The organism is Microbispora sp. H10949 (genome assembly GCF_014161435.1).
GTDB lineage: Bacteria > Actinomycetota > Actinomycetes > Streptosporangiales > Streptosporangiaceae > Microbispora > Microbispora triticiradicis.
Genome location: NZ_JABBWZ010000016.1, coordinates 65449 through 83680, shown reverse-complemented (window position 1 = coordinate 83680; position 18232 = coordinate 65449). Strand labels below are relative to the sequence as shown.

The 18232-nt window shown below is 71.9% G+C and carries 11 protein-coding genes; 2 read left to right on the top strand and 9 right to left on the bottom strand.

Annotation, left to right across the window (positions count from 1 at the left end; genetic code table 11):
* Positions 1–45 precede the first annotated feature (45 nt).
* The 5 genes from HHX40_RS32695 to HHX40_RS32675 are packed head-to-tail and all read right to left on the bottom strand — an operon-like array spanning position 46 to position 10022.
* The gene (locus tag HHX40_RS32695; RefSeq protein WP_182883663.1) at positions 46–2019 is read right to left on the bottom strand and encodes an SWIM zinc finger family protein; all 1974 of its coding nucleotides are present in this window, start codon (positions 2017–2019) and stop codon (positions 46–48) included.
* Positions 2016–3134: a VWA domain-containing protein gene (locus HHX40_RS32690; protein ID WP_182883662.1), complete on the bottom strand. Its 1119-nt coding sequence runs from the start codon at positions 3132–3134 to the stop codon at positions 2016–2018. The genes HHX40_RS32695 and HHX40_RS32690 overlap by 4 nt, the downstream gene beginning before the upstream one ends.
* A gap of 14 nt (positions 3135–3148) precedes the next feature.
* Positions 3149–5392 (bottom strand): DUF5682 family protein, encoded by a 2244-nt coding sequence (locus tag HHX40_RS32685; RefSeq protein ID WP_182883661.1) that lies wholly within the window; start codon positions 5390–5392, stop codon positions 3149–3151.
* A gap of 2 nt (positions 5393–5394) precedes the next feature.
* Complete coding sequence (locus HHX40_RS32680; protein ID WP_182883660.1) at positions 5395–6471, bottom strand: ATP-binding protein; 1077 nt, start codon at positions 6469–6471, stop codon at positions 5395–5397.
* Positions 6468–10022 (bottom strand): DUF4132 domain-containing protein, encoded by a 3555-nt coding sequence (locus HHX40_RS32675; RefSeq protein ID WP_182883659.1) that lies wholly within the window; start codon positions 10020–10022, stop codon positions 6468–6470. The genes HHX40_RS32680 and HHX40_RS32675 overlap by 4 nt, the downstream gene beginning before the upstream one ends.
* A 283-nt stretch (positions 10023–10305) precedes the next feature.
* On the opposite strand from HHX40_RS32675, the gene HHX40_RS32670 reads away from it, so the two are divergent.
* Positions 10306–11013: a ThuA domain-containing protein gene (locus HHX40_RS32670; protein ID WP_182877282.1), complete on the top strand. Its 708-nt coding sequence runs from the start codon at positions 10306–10308 to the stop codon at positions 11011–11013.
* Between the two features lie 121 nt (positions 11014–11134).
* Here the strand turns inward: HHX40_RS32670 and HHX40_RS32665 are convergent, their stop codons facing one another.
* Positions 11135–12232, bottom strand: coding sequence for a glycoside hydrolase family 11 protein (locus HHX40_RS32665; protein ID WP_182883658.1), 1098 nt, complete (start codon positions 12230–12232; stop codon positions 11135–11137).
* Positions 12233–12942: 710 nt separating this feature from the next.
* On the opposite strand from HHX40_RS32665, the gene HHX40_RS32660 reads away from it, so the two are divergent.
* Positions 12943–13932: a glycoside hydrolase family 11 protein gene (locus HHX40_RS32660; protein ID WP_182883657.1), complete on the top strand. Its 990-nt coding sequence runs from the start codon at positions 12943–12945 to the stop codon at positions 13930–13932.
* 697 nt (positions 13933–14629) lie between these two features.
* Here HHX40_RS32660 and HHX40_RS32655 read toward each other — a convergent pair.
* Genes HHX40_RS32655 through HHX40_RS32645 form a run of 3 tightly spaced genes read right to left on the bottom strand, consistent with a single transcriptional unit; the run spans position 14630 to position 18206 of the window.
* The gene (locus HHX40_RS32655) at positions 14630–16783 is read right to left on the bottom strand and encodes a CotH kinase family protein (RefSeq protein WP_182883656.1); all 2154 of its coding nucleotides are present in this window, start codon (positions 16781–16783) and stop codon (positions 14630–14632) included.
* Positions 16774–17604 (bottom strand): polyphosphate polymerase domain-containing protein, encoded by an 831-nt coding sequence (locus HHX40_RS32650; protein ID WP_182883655.1) that lies wholly within the window; start codon positions 17602–17604, stop codon positions 16774–16776. The genes HHX40_RS32655 and HHX40_RS32650 overlap by 10 nt, the downstream gene beginning before the upstream one ends.
* On the bottom strand, positions 17601–18206 hold the full coding sequence (locus HHX40_RS32645) for a DUF4956 domain-containing protein (RefSeq protein ID WP_310738382.1): 606 nt from the start codon (positions 18204–18206) through the stop codon (positions 17601–17603). The genes HHX40_RS32650 and HHX40_RS32645 overlap by 4 nt, the downstream gene beginning before the upstream one ends.
* Positions 18207–18232: the final 26 nt, after the last annotated feature.

Genomic DNA, 18232 nt, shown 5'->3' with positions numbered 1-18232 from the left:
AGCGAAAGTGCGTACGGCGGTCTCCGCGGGTGCGTACGCGGTGGATCAGTGGAGGTCCAGAGCCACGTCCAGGCGGAGGTAGGCGTCGACCCAGGCCCGCTCGGCCGTCTCGTCGCCGGTGTCGGCCCGCGCCGCCGCGAAGGCCGTGACGGCCCGCGCGACGCGGTGCAGCCCGAGCACGGTCAACCGCCGCGCCGCCGCGGCGAGCCGGTCGTCGTACGTCGGCGGCAGGTGGGACAGGCCGTGATGGGCCGCTTCGGCGAGCAGTCCCCGGGTGTCGATCAGTGCCGCGGTGAGTGGTTCGTGCCGGTGGTCCTCGGCGACCGCGAGCCGGCCGCTGCCGCCGGGAGGCCGCAGGTCGGGGACGACGACCCGGCCGCCGGCCGACAGGCCGAGCGGTTCGATGACGACCCCGCCCGCGGTCCGCCCGACCACGCCGCTGACGAAACGCGGTTCGCCCTCCTCGCCGGCGAGCACGGCGGCGAGCGAGTCGAGACGCCCGGGGGCGGCGCCGGTGTGCGTGGCCCTGACGGTGGCGGTGTTACCCGCCCGGTCGGCGATGACGGCGTCGAGACGCTGGTCTCCGGGCGCGTAGGTGACGGACACCACCCGGGCGACGGCGACGACCCGGACCAGTTCCGCCTCCACCCGGGGGCGGATCGGCCGGAGCGGGAGAGCGTCCAGCTCACGGCCGAGCGCGGCGAGGTCGGTCACCAGCAGGGACGGCGGCAGCTCGTCCCAGGCGCCCCGCGACGCGCTGACCGTCGTCTTCGAGATCCGCCCGGTCGCCAGCCGCACCGTACGGCTGGCGCTGCGCACGGCCGACTCCGTGACCACGGTGCCGGTCGCCAGGTCGGCCAGCGTGGACGCGGCGATCCGCCGCCGGGCGAGCGCCGCCCCGTCGTCGTCGCCGTCCCACCGGCGGCGGAGGACCAGCACCATGGCGCTGTCGCCGTGGGCCAGGTAGACCTCGGAGATCCGCTGGTCGCCGAGGGTGCGGATCCGGCAGCCGAGGCCGTCCAGCCGGGCCCGGCGCAACGGGGTCTCGGCGGCCTCGGCGGTGCCGAGCACGCTGCTGCGCAGGGTGGCGTCCGGGCGGGTCACCGCCCGGTGCCGGGCGTGGAGTTCGGCGAGGTGGCTCGCGAGCAGTTCGGGACGGTAGTGGGAGCTCCGGTCGCGGTAGGAGGCCAGTTGCTCGGCGAGGTCGGTGACGGCCAGCAGCGGCCAGCGCAGCCCGGCGGCGTCCAGGTGGCGCCGCACGTCGGCGATGGCGGCGTCGAGGCCCTGACCGAGATGCGCCGCGCCCTCGCGCAGGACCGTGCCGGCCAGGCCCAGGGCCCGTTCCAGCCCGGATCCGGCGCCCGGCCCGGGCGCGCCGCCGACGTCGACCCGCGCCTCCTCGGCGCCGGGGTGCAGCGCGTCGGCGACCCGGAACGCCCACACCGCCAGGGCGATGACGTCGTCGCGGCTGCCGGCGACGGCGTCGGTGTGGACGAACCCGAGGTCGCCGGGGACCAGGAAGCGCACGGTCGCGGTGGCCAGTTCGACCTGAGGCACCGGATCGCCGGCGGTCGCGCGGCGGACCCGCGCGGTGAACCCGGTCCTCTCCGTACGGCGGGCGGCGGCCATCAGCCGGGCGCCGATCCTGGCGGTGAGCTCGTCGTCGGTCACCTGCCCCGGCGACCAGGGCGGCGGTGGCGGCGAGGGCTCGGCAGCGGCCTCTACAGGCACGACATCCTCTACCGACACCGGGGCGGCCTCGGCGGGCAGGCGCTGGTAGGCGAGGATCACCCCGATGACATGCCGGCAGACGCCGGCGGAACCACAGGTGCAGCGGGCCGCGTCGAGCCCGCCGGTGGGCACGGCCGTGGTCACGCCGTCGGGGAAGCCGCCGTGCACGGTGCCGTCGTCGTCGGTCCGGAGCTCCGGCGCGGCCTCCTTGCCGGCCCGTTTGACCAGGCCGCGATTGGTGAGCGCGGCGAGGGAGTCGGCCGTGAGCCCGAGCAGATCGGCCCTCATCGGCCCACATGCTCTGCGACGAAGGACGCCAGCTCACCGGGGGTCATCGCACCCATGTGGGCACCGGCGTCGGCCAGGCGCTGCGCCAGGTCCCGGTCGTAGTCGGGATTGGCCTGCTCGTCGAGCGCGGCCAGGCCCAGCACCTTGCTGCCCTGGGTCACCAGGTCGCGTACGACGCGCACCAGCCGCCGCGGGTCGCCGCCCTCGTAGAAGTCGGAGATCAGCACGACGATCGCACGGCGGGGCTGGTCCACCAGGCCCGCGCCGTACGCCGCCGCGCGGGCGATGTCGGTGCCGCCGCCGAGCTGGACCTTCATCAGCAACTCCACCGGATCGTCGACGTCCGCGGTCAGGTCCACCACTTCGGTGTCGAAGGCGACCAGGTGGGTGCGCACACCGGGCAGGCCCCACAGGCAGGCCGCGGTGACCGCCGAGTGGATCACCGAGCCGGTCATCGAGCCGGACTGGTCGACGAGCAGGATCACCTGCCACTGCTCCAGGTGCCGGCGGGTGCGGGAGAAGAAGTAGGGGGTCTCGATCACCACCTTGCCGGTCCCGGGCTGGTAGCGGCCGAGGTTCGCGCGCAGGGTCCTGACCACGTCGAAGTTGCGGGCCAGCCGCAGCCGGCCGCGCCGTCGCACCTTGCTGCCGGAGAACGCGCTCCGGACCTCGGTAGCGAGCTTCTCCGTCAGCTGCCGGACGACCTGCTCCACGATCCGCCTGGCCAGCCGCAGCACCTGCGGGTTCATCAGGTGCTTGGTCCGCAGCACCGCCTTGAGCAGCGCGGGGTTGGGCTCGATGCGCGCCAGCACGTCCGGGTCGGTCACCACGTCGTGGATCTCGTACCGCTCGACCGCGTCGCGTTGCAGTCGTTCGACGGTCTCCTTGGGGAACAGCCGGGTGATGTCGTCGAGCCAGTCGACGGTGGTCAGCACCGACGCACCCGTCCCGCCCTGCCGCACACCGCGCCGGCGCAGGTCCTCGTCGCGGCCGTAGAGCCAGTCCAGGGCCGCGTCACGGGCGGCGACCTCCGCGTCGAGCGCCTGCCCGCCGAGGCAGGCGCCGCCCGGCTCGCCGAGCAGCAGACGCCACCGTTCGAGAGTGGGGTCGGTCATCGAAGCCTCCGAGGTCAAGGTGTGATCAGTCCCTCCCGGCGCAGCGCCGCCTCGACCCGCTCGTCCAGAGCCCTGCCGGCGGCCACCAGCTCCGGCGCCGCGTCCAGCCGCATCAGGTCCCATCCCGAGGCGCCGCCCGTGCGCCGCTCGACCAGGCGGGTGGCGATGAGGTGCCGTTCGCGGGGCGGGAAGAAGCCGAACGCCTGGCGCAGGGCGGGCAGGGCCACCAGGAAGTCGTCGTCCGTCATCGCTCCGACCAGGTCGTCGAGCAGTTCCAGCATCCCGGGGGTGTGCAGCACCTCCTCCCGGGCGAGCGCGAACAATCCGGTCAGCCAGTCCCCGGCCGACGCCGGGACGAACGCGCCGCGCACGGCCCGCACGGGGTCCGCGGCGGCTGTACCACGTAGCGACCAGCCCAGTCCCAGAGACGCGCCGCGCAGGTCGGGCGGCGCGTCCCGGCAGGCGGCGAGCCGGTCCGCGACGCCCAGCGCCGCGGGTGTGTCCAGTCCGAGCGACGGGCCGGCGTGTCTGAGTGCGTCGCGGACGGCGGTCATGGCGTCGACGCGCCGGAGATCGGCGGGGGCGAGGCCGTCGCGCACGCCTTCGGCCAGCCACAGCGCCCGGCGGGTGGCGGCCCGGACCACCGTGCCGACGGTGGTGCCGCCGCTGGTGCGGAACAGGTCGTCGTGGCGCCACATCGCCAGGGCGACGGCGAGGACGCGGCCCAGCGCCCCCAGGTCGGCCGCCGCTTCGACGGCCCTCGTCAGGTCGTCCAGCACCTGCCCGGTCAGGTCGCCGACGCCGCACAGCGCCGTGTCGAACAGCACCTCGGCCAGCTCGTCCAGGCCCGCCCCGGGGATCCGTGCGGCGAGGGCGGCGGCCGCCGCCTCCTGCGGGTCCACGCCGTACCCGCCGGCCTCGATCAGCGCGGGCAGCCGGTCGTCGGACTCGGTCAGCGTCCATCGTTCGACCGGCTCCGCGCGGCCTGCCGGGCTGGGTCCCGAGGTACGCACCACGCCCGGGATCCGCAGCACCCGCAGCCGGTGCAGCAACCGGCTGCGCTCGCGGCCGGTGTCCTCGCCGAGGTCGAGCCGTTCCTCGCCCGGACCGCCCAGCACCGCGAGAACCGCGTGGACCAGCGGTGGCAACGGGGTCGAGGGATGCAGGCGGCCCACCCGGTCACCGCTGAGGGCCGCGATCATCTCCACGATCACGGGATGACTACCGGCCGGCAGCGGGCCGCGCGACGCCCAGGGCAGCGGGGTCTCGATCGCCTCGCTGACCAGCGCACTCGCCAGGCCGTCCAGCACGTCGACCCGGGCCGGATGCGGGTGGCCGCGCATCGACGCGATCCCGTCCGCGGTGGCCCGGGCGGCGATCAGGTCCGCGGTGGACACCGGCTGCCGCCGGGCGCGCAGCCGGGCGGTCACCGCCTCGGTGAGCCCGCGGGCGGCCTCGGCCGGGCCCGACTCCCACAGGCGCTGGTAGTAGCCCGGCGACGGCATCCCCGCCTGGTAGCCGTCGAAGGCGTCCAGCCGCCGGAACGAGTACGGCACCAGGTAGCTGCCGACGACCGCGTCCGCGGGCGGCCGCGGCACCTCCGGCCAGTCGCGGTCGCCCTGCCCGCCCAGCCGGACCAGCGCGGGGCGGTGGAAGCCGCCCGTGACCACGACCACCGGCCGGTCGCCCGCGTCGGCGACGGCGGCCCTGACCCACCGCGCCATGTACGCCTCGCGGGCCGTGTCGTCCGGACCGGTCGGTGTGTCGCCGCGGACCAGGTCGAAGTAGGTCGCCAGTCGTTCGGCCAGCCCGTCGGCCGGTTCGATCTCGAACAGGTGGTCCCACAACGCGTCCACGTTGTCCACGGCGAAGGTGCGGCACAGTCGTCCGGTGACCTCGGTGTAGCGGGCCTCCGCGTCGGCGTAACGGTTGCGGACCCCGGCCAGCGCCGGATGCCAGGCGGGCAGGTCGATGAACCGCAGTTCGGCGCCGACGTCCCGGCCCGCGACCAGCGCCGTCCACTCGGGGGAGTAGTCGCACAGCGGGGTCCACGAGCCGTGCCGTCGTTGGGCGTCCCGGTAGCTCGTGTAGACGGCGATCGGCAGCTCATGCGCCAGCAGGAGCTCGTCCATCCGGTGGTTCATCTCCGCCGGGCCCTCGACCAGCACGTACGCGGGCCGCAGGGAACGGATGGTGTCGGCGACCAGCCGGGCGCAGGCGGGGCTGTGGTGCCGCACGCCGAGGAACGTGACCGCCATCGTCAGCCCGGCAGCAGGTGACGGGCCTCGTACACGGCCTTCCACTGTTTGCCCGACCGCCGCTGCTCCAGATATCTGCGGAGTTTCGCCAGGTCCTCCGGATTGTCCTTGGCCGCCGTGCCGGCCAGGCAGGAGACCAGGTCCGCGGCGGTGCCGGGCTCTCCGCGCAGGAACCATCCGCGCAGCCCGACGGCGTGCGCGACCGAGACGGCCTCCGCGGTGCTCATCACCCCCGACAGCCGGTCGGTGGCGTCGCCGCGCGTCGTCTGCCCGTCACGCAGTTCCCGGAACGCGGTGACCAGGACCTCCAGCACGTCGCGCCGTGGTGGCGCGGCGACGCCGGACCGCTTCAGCAGGGCGGTGGCCTCCGCCTCCACCAGCAGCAGTTCGGTGTCGAAGTCGGCGATGGGGAAGACCGTCTCGAAGTTGAACCGGCGCTTGAGCGCGGCGCTCATCTCGTTGACGCCGCGGTCGCGGGTGTTGGCGGTGGCGATGACGGTGAACCCCTCCTGGGCGAACACCATGGCCTCCGGCCCGGTCAGCTCCGGTACGGCGAGCACGCGATCCGACAGGGGCGACAGCAGGCAGTCCTGCACCTCCAGCGGGCACCGGGTGATCTCCTCGAAGCGCACCACCTTGCCCTCGGCCATGCCGCGCAGCAGCGGAGCGGCCACCAGCGACCGGGTGGACGGGCCCTCGGCGACCAGCAGCGCGTAGTTCCACGAATACTTGATCTGGTCCTCGGTGGTGGCCGCTCCGCCCTGGATGGTGAGCGTCGAGGTTCCGCTCACCGCCGCGGCGAGCAGTTCGGACAGCAGCGACTTCGCCGTGCCCGGCTCGCCCACCAGCATCAGCCCGCGGTTGGTCGCGAGCGTCACCAGCGATCGGTCGATCAGCGAGGGATCGCCCACGAACTTGCGGCTGACGCCGAGCTTCTCGTCTCCGAGGACGAAGCGCCGGGCGGCCCGCAGGCTCAGCGCCCAGCCTGGTGGCCGGGCGTCGGTGTCGCTGTCCCGCAGCCGGGCCAGCTCGTCGGCGTAGCGGATCTCGGCCGGGGGCCGCTGGGCGTGCTCGTTCATCGGGTGATCTCCCTGAGGTCGCGCAGGATCTCGGACACGGTGATCGGATCGAGGCCGTCGAGGGCCACGCCCATCAGGGTCTGCTCGTCGGCGAACTCGGGATAGCCGATCGAGATGCCCGGATCGAGACCGACCGTGACGGTCCCGCCGCCGGGCACGTCCCGCTCGATCCAGCCCTGCCAGCCGGCGTCCTGCGGGTAGCCCCGCCGCCAGCCCCGCCGTTCCAGGCCGAGCACCCTGCCCGTGGGGACTCTGGCGGCCATGATTTCGGCCAGCAGCGTCTCGTCCGGGCCGTAGGTCTCCCGGCCCAGCTGGGGGAACGGCTGCAGGATCTCGTAGTCGGCGAACACCTCGGCCCACCCGGCGCGCTCCTCGCCGAGCTCCAGCGGGTGCGCCACCCCTACGACGGCCTCGTCGGGCAGCGTCAGCGTGTCGTCCTCGACGTCGGCGAAACTGCGGTCCTCGGCCACCCGCAGGGCGCCGGTGAGCCGGCCCGAGGAGTCGTAGAGCCCCCACACCAGACGCCGCACGATGTGCCAGAGCAGGGGGTGGCCGACGAGCAGCCGGCGGAAATCCGCACCGGTCCAGCGGCGCCGGTTCACCATGGCCTGCTCCAACCGGCGGATGCTGTCCGCGGCCACGGCGCGCACGTCCTTCTTCAGCCCGGCGAAGCGCTGGTAGGCGGCCGGCGCGAGCTCCGGATCGTCGTTCGCCCCCGGCTTGGGCAGGTTCTTCAGCCGCTTCCCGGCGGCGTCGGTCACGTACGGCTTGAGCTGCTCGTCGAAGCCGACGACGAACCGCCTGCGGCCGTAGTCGAGGGTCAGGCTGCCGTCGGCGGACAGTCCGAAGTCGGGCACCAGCCGGTCGGCCAGTTCCTGCGGCGTCAGGCCGAGCTCGGCGGCGACCTCGTTCATCTTCTGCCTGGCCCGGTTCTTGAGCCCGGTGAACTTGACCTTCTCGGCGATGCCGTGCAGGTGCATCAGGGCCACGTCGGAGCCGATGGCGGCCAGCAGGTCCAGACCCGCGACCGCCCGCGCGTGCCCGCCGTCGCCGGGCCAGGCCCTGATCACCGGCGTCAGCCGCCGGATGGTCTCGTCGTCGCCGATCAGTCCCAGCGCGTCCATCACCCAGCTCTCCTTGGACGGATAGCCGGCCGCCTGCCAGCGCTGGAACAGCGTCCAGCCGAGGTCCGCGAGGCCGCGGCTGTCGCAGGCCTCCTTCACCAGGGTCAGACCGGCGTACGGATCGCCGGGCCGCGAGATCGCCAGCATCGTCATCACGTGGCGGACCGCCTCGGGCGGCAGCACACCCGCGCCGCCGCGCAGGTGGACCGGTGAGAAGACCGCGACCTCCGCCCACTCGGGCAGCACGGGCATCCTGGCGGGCAACGCGTCGAGCGGGTCGGCCGAGAGCAGATCGGCGACCGCGGCCTCGGCGACGGGGCCGTAGCCTACGGCGGCCTCCGTCACGGCGTCGCGGCCGCCGCCCGCGGCCAGTACCGCCAGCGCCCGCTCCGCCTGACGCCGGGGCACCCCGGGCCTGCCCAGAGCCGCCGGGATCAGCGCCCTCGCGGCCGTCTCGGGGTGGCGGGCCAGCCACGCCAGCGCGCTGGCGCGCACCGACTTCAGCCGCGACAGCCACTCGGCCATCAGCACGGCGATCTCCGGACCGGCGAAGGGAAGCAGCAGCGGAGCGACCTGGACGGGGGCGCGGCGGGCGCTGTCCAGCATCATGGGCAGCGCCGCCGGCCCGAACCTCGCGGCGACCTGCGGCATCCACTCGGAGACTCCCCACAGGTCGCCCGGGCGCCACTTCCCGATGAGCGGTGCGGCCAGCTCATCGGGCCCGGCGACGAACAGGGCGATCTCGTCGAACGCGTACGAGGGGGTCTGCCCGCCTGCGGCGATCTGGGCGGCGATCCGGGAGGCGACCTTCTTCCACTCGTGCCGGGGCCGGTCCCATGAACGGTGCTCCGGGCGGGCGGAACTCCACGTGTCCCGCTCGCCCGGCCGCCACAGCACGGCCGGCTCGTCGGTACACACCAGGTCATTCACCACGACCGGCTTGCGGACCGTACGCGGACGGGTCCAGGGCGGGCTGACCAGCACCTCGGGCAGGGCTTCGAGCGGCGCGGCGGGGACGGCCGCGGCGGCCGTGATCTTGTTGATCCGCCCTGCGGCGTCGTCGCCGACGCTCGGGAGCACCTCGGCCACGAGCCCGGGATGGGCCAGCACGTGGGCGCGCAGCAGCGTGTCCAGGGCCCTGCCGCCAGAGGTGGCCAGCATCCGCATCGCCCGGCGCGGGAAGCGGGCCGCCGCGCGCAGGAACGCCGACTCGGCGTACTTGTGCTCGATCAGGTCGAGGAGCGCCCGCATGGCCGCGTCGCCCGGCAGTTCGGCGAGCACGCCCAGCAGCCGCCGCCGGCCCTCCGCGTCGTAGAGGTCGTCGAACCATCCGGCCAGCATCGGCACGGCCGCTTCCCCGATGCCGTCCACGAGAGTGGCGGGCAGCGCGAGCGAGCCGAACACGGAGTAGCCCCGTACGTGGCCCGCGACGAGCGCCGCGTGCTCGGGCGTGCTGACGGCGGCGACCAGGCCGAGGGCGAGATCCGGGTTGACGCGGCTCACTTCGGCGCAGTCGTCCGCGACCCACTCCACCTCGGTGGGCGCCAGGTAGGAGGTCGCCACCTGATGGTGGAGCCCGCCTTCCCGGCTCACCGCCAGAGCCGCGACGACCTCGGCGTACTCGGCGTCCGGCGCCACCGAGAGGACGGCACGGACCCGCGAGGCGACTTCCATCCAGGGCCAGCCGTACCAGTGATCATGGGACTCATCGGTGGCGAGCCGCCGGAGCGGCTGGGCGTACCCGCCGACATGGAGACCCAGTGAGGCCAGTTCGGTCACGGCGGTCGCCGCGAACACCAGGCCGTGTTCGGCCGGCCAGACTTCGCCGAACAGGCGCAGCGACGTCCGCTCGTTCCACGGCAGCTGCGCGGCCACCACGGAGGCGACCACCGCGGCGCCCAGCGGTGTGGGCTCCCCGGCCAGGTGTGCCGCGCCCGCGGCGGTGATCTCCGGGTCGGAGCACTTCGCCAGAGAGTCGCGGATCAGCTGACGATGGGCGTCCACCCTCGCGGCGAGTTCCCTGGGCGCGCCCGCGTCCGGCCGCTTCACGGAGACCTTGACGCCACCCCGCCGCGGATGAAGAGCACGCAGCCAGGAGGCCGGCATCGTCAGCCGGTCCTCATCCTCGGCCGCGATCTCTGCCGGAGAGGTCACGGGCGGAGAAGTCACGGGCGGGGACGTCACGGGCGGGGACGTCACCCGCGCGGCGGCCGCTTCGTCCTCCGTGTAGCCCTTGCGCAACTTCTCCGCCACCAGCTTGTCGGCCGCCACCGTGGCGGCGGCGGCCGAGCCGAACGACTTGACCTGCGTCTGACCGGCCGCGCCCAGCCGCCCGTAGCGGATGTTCAGCTCCGTGCCGTCCTGACGCACCTCCCAGAACTTCGCCGAACCGCCGCCGACATAGGTCAGCATCCGACCCGCGCTCATGCCGATACCTCCACGCTGCGTCTGGTGTAGAGCCCGTCGCTCAGGGGACTTCAGGGGACTTCAGGGACTCCGAGCGACTTCGAGTGGCACGGCGGAGTGACCGCGCCGACTCGGATGTCTCGTCCTCGTGATCGTCAGCGCGAGTATCGCGCGCGGGACCGACAATCCGGCTCCGGCCGTCGGCCGCTCTACCGGCGTCGTGGATGATTTGTGGCCTTCGTCGCCTCAGTGGTGTGAAATGTGAAGATCACTGATGCTGATCCCGAGTGAGACAGGCGAGAGCATGACAGGTGACCAGGGCCGCAGGGCCCTCGTGGTGCGGGGTGGCTGGGCAGGGCATGTCCCGGTGGAGGCCACCGAGCTGTTCATTCCGTTCCTGGAGAAGAACGGGTTCGAGGTGGTCCGGGCCGACTCCCCGGCGCCGTACGCCGACAGCGCGTTCATGGCGGACGTCGATCTCATCGTGCAGTGCTACACGATGGGCACCATCGAGCCGGAGGAGATGCGCGGGCTGGACGCCGCGATCCGGGCGGGCACGGGGATGGCGGGATGGCACGGCGGCATCGCCGACTCCTTCCGCAGCGCCTCCGACTATCTGCACCTCATCGGCGGGCAGTTCGCCTGCCATCCGGGGAAGGATCCGGCCGAGTGGCGCGAGGGCGCGGAGGAGAACTACTTCGTGCCCTACACCGTGAACATCCTGCCCGAGGCGGCCTCGCATCCCATCACGGAGGGGATCGCCGACTTCGACCTCGTCACCGAGCAGTACTGGGTGCTGACCGACGAGTACGTCGACGTGCTGGCGACGACGACCCAGAAGGTCCGGCCGTGGGACCCCTGGCACCGGGAGGTCACCTCACCGGCGATCTGGACCCGGCGGTGGGGGAGTGGGAAGATCTTCGTCGCGACCCCCGGCCACAACCTCGACGTCCTGCGGAACGACAGCGTGCGCACCGTCATCGAACGGGGGATGCTCTGGGCCTGCCGGTGAACGCGGGGAACCGCGGGCGCTGACGGCACGGAGAACGGAATGGGGAGGGGAGCGGGCGTGACCGCCCGCTCCCCTCTGTTCTTCACGTCGGCCGTACGTCGCGGCGTACGGCCCTGGTGGGTCAGCCGATCGTGCAGGCCGAGCCGTTCAGGCTGAAGGCCGAGGGGGTGGGGTTGCTGCCGTTGTGCGTGCCCTGGAAGCCGAACGTGGTGCTGGCGCCGGGCGCCAGCGAGCCGTTGTAGGACACGTTGCGGGCGGTGACCGACGAGCCGCTCTGGCTGACGTCGGCGTTCCAGGAGCTGGTGACCTGCTGGCCGCTGGAGAAGGACCAGGTCACCGCCCACCCGTTGATGGCGCTGCTACCGGTGTTGGTGACGGTGATGTTCGCGGTGAAGCCGTTGTTCCACTCGTTCTTCACGTAGGACACGCGGCACGGCCCGCCGCCCTGCGGCGAGGAGGGCGAGGTCGAGGGCGTGACCGAGGGCGAGGGACGGGTGGAGGGCGAGGACGACGGCGAGGCGGAGGGGCTCGTGGTGGTGCCGTTGATCGTGACGTTGGAGTTGCCGCTGCTCTGGTAGCCCTCGGTGGCGAGGATCTGGTAGTCGTGGCTGCCGAGCTGCATGCCGTAGCGGGCCCACGCGTCGAAGTGGTTGCCGACGGTGATCGTCCCACCGACCCGCTTCTGCTGACGGACGCTCCAGTACTGGTTGAACGTCTGGTTGCCGTCGATCGACGGGGCGTTGTAGCGGGTCGTCTGGTAGACGTCGTAGGTGCCGCCGTCGCTGGTGACGGTGCCCTTGAAGGTGCCGGTTGGACGCCAGCTGCCCCAGCTGTCGACGATGTAGTACTCCACGAGCGGGCCGCGGGTCCATCCGTACAGGGCCAGGTAGGCGTTTCCGGAGGGGTTGAAGCTGCCGGAGTAGGTCACCGTTCTCCGCGCCCCGGGCTTCCAGCCCTTGCCGGCGACGAAGTTGTTGGTGTTGCGCCAGGAGGTGCTGTAGTTACCGCCCGATCCCAGGTCCATGGAGACGGTGCCCTGGCTGTCGGTCCAGAACGAGAAGAAGTAACCGTCGTGGGTGCCGGTCTGGTTGGTGGTGACGGCCGCGTGGGCCACACCGGGCAGCAGCGCCACCGCCGCGGCCAGCACCACCGCGGTCACACGGCCGGCCAGCAGCCTGATCCCGCCGCGTCCGCGGCTTCTCCGATGCACGTCGTTCATGTGCGTACTTCCTCCTCGTGAAAAGGCCGAAGGCGGCCAGGCGGCGTCGGTAGCCTGCACGGGTCACGGTCGCCACCGGACGTCGGCGTCGCACAACGCGGCGGAGGGTGACCGGTCGTCACAGGGGCGACCACCGGAGGACCACATCGCGGCCGGTGACCGGTTTCGACAGCGGTTGAGGCCCTTCGCCGACGAAACTATCGGTTGAACGGCGAAAGTGTCAGATGGCGTCTGCACCGCTGTCAACGCCGCGTGTGAGACGCGCCGAGATCGACGATCTCGCCCGAGTCATCACCCCTGGCCACCGCCCCTCGCGACCGGTCGTGGCGCGGAGCGGACGATGAAAATTTCGAGGAGGAGGCCGGTCGCCCCCGAAAACGGCACATGATCCCATCGTGCGATCAGTCGACGCACCCGCTTTGCCGCCCGCTGTGGCCGGAATCGTGAAATTTTCACCGGGACTGACCGGCTCTTCACCGCCCGGAGTTCGCCCTCGTGCGACGGGGCGATCGGCCACGACCAGCGTTTACGTGAATCGCCACCTGCCCAAAGGGGTCTGTGTCCCCTCCGAAATCGTTGACACCCCAAGTCAGGCGTGCCGATACTTTCGTCAATACGCCGATAGTTTCGGGATCGGGCCGATCAAGATTGCCGGCCGCGACTCTTCTCCCGGGCCGTTCTCGGCTTATTCATGAGGAGGAAGTACGTACATGAACGACGTGCACTTGAGAGGCCGCGGCCGTCTGCGGTCGTTGGTCGGCCGTGTGACCGCGGTGGTGCTGGCCGCGGCGGTGGCGCTGCTGCCCGGTGTGGCCCACGCGGCCGTCACCACGAACCAGACCGGTACCAACAACGGCTACTTCTTCTCGTTCTGGACCGACAGCCAGGGCACCGTCTCCATGGACCTGGGATCGGGCGGTAACTACAGCACCTCCTGGCGTAACACCGGCAACTTCGTCGCCGGCAAGGGCTGGAAGCCCGGCGGACGCCGGACCATCACCTACTCCGGCAGCTTCAACCCGTCCGGCAACGCCTACCTGGCCGTCTATGGCTGGACCCGGGGCCCCCTGGTCGAGTACTACATCGTCGACAACTGGGGCACCTACCGCCCGACGGGGACGTACAAGGGCACGGTCACTTCGGACGGCGGCACCTACGACGTCTACCAGACGACCCGCTACAACGCCCCGTCGATCGACGGCAACCAGACGTTCAACCAGTACTGGAGCGTCCGCCAGCAGAAGCGGACCGGTGGGACGATCACCGTCGGCAACCACTTCGACGCGTGGGCCCGCTACGGCATGCAGCTCGGCAGCCACGACTACCAGATCCTCGCCACCGAGGGCTACCAGAGCAGCGGCAACTCCAACATCACCATCGGGGGCTCCGGCAACCCCACGTCGAACCCGACCACCACTCCGCCCCCCGGTAACGGCGGCTGCACCGCGACGCTCTCCGCCGGGCAGCAGTGGAGCGACCGGTACAACCTCAACGTCTCGGTGAGCGGTTCGAGCAACTGGACCGTGACGATGAACGTGCCGTCCCCGGCGAAGGTCCTCTCCACCTGGAACGTCAGCACCAGCTATCCCAGCTCCCAGCAGCTCGTCGCCAGGCCCAACGGCAGCGGCAACAACTGGGGTGTGACGATCCAGCACAACGGCAACTACACCTGGCCCACGGTCTCCTGCTCGGCGAGCTGACCCACCCGCTACCCGGCACACGTGGCGCGGCGGCGCAAAGCCGCCGCGCCACGTCTCTGTCCCACTCCGGCGCTTCCAGATCGTGCTGACGGTGTCATGTTCTGTGGTGACTTGCCCTGCTGCGGAAGAGTCCACGTGAACGGCGTCCGGTTACCCGTCCGGAAGCTCGGCGATCATAAATGCGCCCAGCAATCCGGCCAGGCAATTCACGACAGGCCAGGGGGTGTCATGGCCTGCGCTGTTTCGGCCTGATGAACCACTCGCCGGCCCGATGGCGGAAAGGCAGTCTAGGCGCGGGTCGTCCATTCGGGAAAGCCGGATAAAAGCAGAGCGCTGATTTTCCCGGCGATTGCTGGGTCGATTCCGGATGAATGCGGTGAATCTCCTCCACCAGGCGGGCAAGGGGAGGTGGTCGTGTGACGGTGCGGATGACCTGCGACGCCGGAGGCGTACGCGTCGAGGTGCGCGACGGCGGATCGGCCGTGGATGCGCCGGTGATGCGGCGCCGGACGCCGAGGCGGCCGGCGGGCGCGGTCTGTGGCTGGTGGACGGGCTCGCCACCGCGTGGGGCGCGTGGCAGGACGACACCGGCGCATCGGTCTGGTTCCGGGTGGCCGCGCGCCGGTGACCGTACGGCGGGCCGTCACGTGATCCCGCGGCGCCTTTGACACGCCGCGGGATCAGGTGGACGGTGGGGTCACGGGCTGGTGCAGGTGGCCGTCGGGGTCTCCGCCGAGCCGTTGGCGAGGAAGCCGAACGTCGTGCTCGCGGTAGCGGCGAGCGAGCCGTTCCACGACTCGTTGCGCACCGTCACGGTCGATCCGGAGCCCGAGCGTGTGCCGCCCCACACCTGGGTGACGGCCTGCGAACCGGGCCAGGACCAGTTGACGGTCCAGCCGTTGACGGCCGAGTTGCCGGCGCGCACCGTGACCTCGCCCTGGAAGCCTCCGGGCCACGAACTGACCACCCGAATCGTCGCCGAACACGCGCCGGGAACACCGCCCGACGGCGAAGGGCTCGGGCTGGGAGAGGGACTGGGCGACTTACTGGGAGAGGGGCTGGGCGAAGGGCTGGGCGACGCACTGGGCGAGGAGCTGGGTGACGCGCTGGGGGAGGGGCTCGGCGACGTGGTCGGGCCACCCCACGCGGCCGTCGTGTCGAGCCAGGCCGCGCGGCGCAGCATCCAGTCCCGCATGTACTGCACCTGGCCCTGCCAGGTGGACGCGGTCGGGGTGATGAAGAAGCCGATGGTCCGTGTCGTGAGGTTCGGCCAGCGCTGGAAGTTGCGCTGCGCGGCGTTGGTCAGCGGCCGTGAGAGCGCGTCGATCCGGCTCTGCAACGCGGAGTCGGAGAGCAGGCCGCGGCGCAGCGTCTGCCAGCGCGCCCTGACCTGGTCGACGAAGACCGGGTCCCGCAGAAGCTGGGTGAACCAGTCGTTGGCGACCGGCTGCCGGGTCTGCTGGTACTGCCAGCCCGAGGTCTGGTCGTTCTGGAAGAACCCGCCCACGCCGAACGTGAGGTCGTAGTCCCACAGCGGGCCGGCGAAGATCTTGGTGTCCCGGTCCTTGTAGAAGTAGGCGCTGCGGTAGTTCGCGTCCATGTTCCGGCTCAGCTCGTAGACGATGAGCTGGTCGACGAAGGAGTTCACGTCGATGTACGCCCGGTAGCCGGTGTTCGGGTCGGCGAAGTTCTGCGAGTGCAGCACGTTGTGGAAATCCTGGATGTAGGTGCGCAGCCATTCCTTCTGTTGCGGCTGCAGCGGCGACGGATCGACCACTTCGAGGTAGCTCCAGCAGGTGGCCGACGACCCGCTGCACGGCAGCGTCGGCTCCTCCGCGGCCATCCACTCGAACTTCCAGATGTACCCGCCCGTGAGCTTCGGCAGGGTCGTGTCGTCCTCGTCCAGCTTCTTGAGGTCGAGCCGGTTCTTGGTGTTCTTGATCGTCTCGACGAGCATGTAGACGCCCATGTAGTCGTCGGAGCGCACCGGGCCGCTGTCGGTGTTGAGGTACAGCTCCACGAACCGGTAGCGCGGAGCCTGCAACCCCATCTCCTTGCCGAGGTCGAAGACGAGGGCCTCCCGGATCAGCGACTTGTCGGGGTACGGCCCGCGCAGCACCCAGTCGGAGTCGGCGGGCATCCCCAGCACCGGGTAGTCGGCGTCGTCGTTGTCGTTGTCCCAGAACTCCACGCGGTACGGCGCCTTCTCGTACGAGGCCGAGGACTGGCCCCGCAGATGGACTCCGGCGCGGGTGGCGACGGCCGGCGCCGCGGCCAGTGACGTCGTCCCGCTGCCGGACGGGTCGAAGATCATGGTGGCGGTGTCGAGATACTCCCGGCCGGGCTTGCCCGCGCCGTAGGAGTCGATCAGGACCACCGGCAGGTCGTGGGCCGTCGTGGTGTCGCGGGCGGCGTACACGGCCGTCCCGGGCTTGCCGGACGCCGCGCCGCCGGTGAAGGCCTGTGCCCGCAACTCGGTCGTACGGGTGAACCGCAGCGGCGTGCCCTGGTAGAGCGCCGACGCCGCGGTGGGCGGCTTTCCGTCGGTGGTGTAGCGGATCTCGGCGCCCGCGATGGCGGTGCTCAGCGACACCGACACCTGTCCCTGGAAGGTGCCGCTCGGCACGGAGAAGGCGATGTCGCCGGTCAGGTCGTCCGCCGCGGAAGCTGCGGACGTCGCGGAAGCCGCGACGGTCGCGGCGCTGTTCGCGCTCCGCGGCGCCGGCGCCGCCTGCGCCGGCGCGGTCGGCGCGTACGGGAGGAGAAGTCCCGCGAGAAGCACGGCGGCGGCCGAGACCCTGGTGGCGCGGCGGGTCGCGGCGGCACCGGTGCCGGGGAGGGTCACACGCACGATGCCTCCTGTTCTGGTCGGTGGGAGAGGACGGGCGCCGGGACCGCCGCCGGTGCGGAGTCCCGGAAGTGGCGGCGCAGGGTCCGCCGCCACGGCATGCTGGGCAGGTCCGGGCGGAGAGCGGCCAGGCCGGTGGCGTACTTCGAGATGCGGGCGGGTCTCGTCCCCGCCCGCCACAACAGGCGGTCGACCGGCGTGGCGGCCGAGGTGCTCTTGGTCTCGACCACGACGAGGCCGGGCAGGCGCAGCGCGGAGCCCGCGGCCCGCCAGGCGAGCCCGGTGTCGATGGTGATCCGGCTCGCGGTGTCCGGCAGCAGCAGGGTGACGCGCCGATACTCCGTGATCAGGACCGGGTCGAGGGAGATCCCGGCGACGGGGCCGGCCGACTCGCGCGCGAGCGTCTCGTCCACGAAGCCGCGCCCCGGGCGTACGGTGTCGCAGTCTCCCGGGTGGTACGGCAGGCGGTGCTTGGTGACGCTGCCCCGCGCGCCGCTGACCTTGACCTCCAGCCAGCACTCCGCGGAGTCGAGATAGGTGCGGGTGCGCACCTTGAAGCGCCGCCGCCTGCGGTACGCCGTTCGGTGGTAGCTGGTCAGCTCAGGGGTGTCGAAGTACACCGACCTGTACCGGAAGGCGCGCTCTCCGTCGATGTCCAGCACCCGCGCGTACGGCGTGAGCCGCTCCAGCAGAAGCGGCAGCGCGTCCTCGGCGACGAGGTACTTGCGGTCCACCCGGGTCTGCAGGGCGGCGCGCTCGACCAGGTCGGCGAGCCCTACGGGGGCCAGCCGGGCCAGAGCCGGCCCGATGGCCGCGGGGGTCATCCGCGCGCTCCGGCGTGCGCGGCCGCGCCGGGTTCGGCGGTCAGGGCGGGTCCGGTCAGCGCGTACCGGACGTCGACCACCGTCGTCTCGTTGACCAGGTCGAGTCGCTGGACGTTGACGGTGTGCACCCGGGCGTCGAGCAGCCGCTCCAGGTGCGCGACGAGCAGGCCGTGGTCGGTGATCGCCGAGTCCAGCACGAGGATCTGGTGGCGGTAGTGCCGGAACAGCCGCCGATGGTCGCCGAGGAACATCACCACGAGGATGAGCGCCATCAGACCGCCGCTGAGCCACGCCGAGGTGGTGCTCAGCGCGCCGAGGATGCCCAGGGCGAGGGCCGAGAAGTAGTACGCGACCTCGTGCTGGTCGAGCTCCGTCGAGCGCAGCCGGATGATGGACAGCACCCCGAACAACGCCAGGCCCAGTCCGAGCCCGGCGCCGGTGTCGCTGGCGCTCAGCGCGCTCGCCACCGCGAGGACCCCGATGTTGACCCCGAGGTAGGAGACGACCAGATCGCGGCGGCGGTGGCGCGGGAAGTAGAGCCCGAAGACGAGCACCACCACCGCGCAGAGGTCGATCGCGAACAGGACGAGCTGCGACACCACGTTCGTTCCTCCTGAGTCGCTGCCGG

Excerpts from the sequence above, each read along its gene's own strand:
- HHX40_RS32650 (WP_182883655.1), bottom strand. The coding sequence starts at position 17,604 with ATGACCCCCGCGGCCATCGGGCCGGCTCTGGCCCGGCTGGCCCCCGTA.
- HHX40_RS32660 (WP_182883657.1), top strand. The coding sequence starts at position 12,943 with ATGAACGACGTGCACTTGAGAGGCCGCGGCCGTCTGCGGTCGTTGGTC.
- HHX40_RS32665 (WP_182883658.1), bottom strand. The coding sequence starts at position 12,232 with ATGAACGACGTGCATCGGAGAAGCCGCGGACGCGGCGGGATCAGGCTG.
- HHX40_RS32685 (WP_182883661.1), bottom strand. The coding sequence starts at position 5,392 with ATGGCGGTCACGTTCCTCGGCGTGCGGCACCACAGCCCCGCCTGCGCC.
- HHX40_RS32675 (WP_182883659.1), bottom strand. The coding sequence starts at position 10,022 with ATGAGCGCGGGTCGGATGCTGACCTATGTCGGCGGCGGTTCGGCGAAG.
- HHX40_RS32670 (WP_182877282.1), top strand. The coding sequence starts at position 10,306 with ATGACAGGTGACCAGGGCCGCAGGGCCCTCGTGGTGCGGGGTGGCTGG.
- HHX40_RS32680 (WP_182883660.1), bottom strand. The coding sequence starts at position 6,471 with ATGAACGAGCACGCCCAGCGGCCCCCGGCCGAGATCCGCTACGCCGAC.
- HHX40_RS32690 (WP_182883662.1), bottom strand. The coding sequence starts at position 3,134 with ATGACCGACCCCACTCTCGAACGGTGGCGTCTGCTGCTCGGCGAGCCG.
- HHX40_RS32695 (WP_182883663.1), bottom strand. The coding sequence starts at position 2,019 with ATGAGGGCCGATCTGCTCGGGCTCACGGCCGACTCCCTCGCCGCGCTC.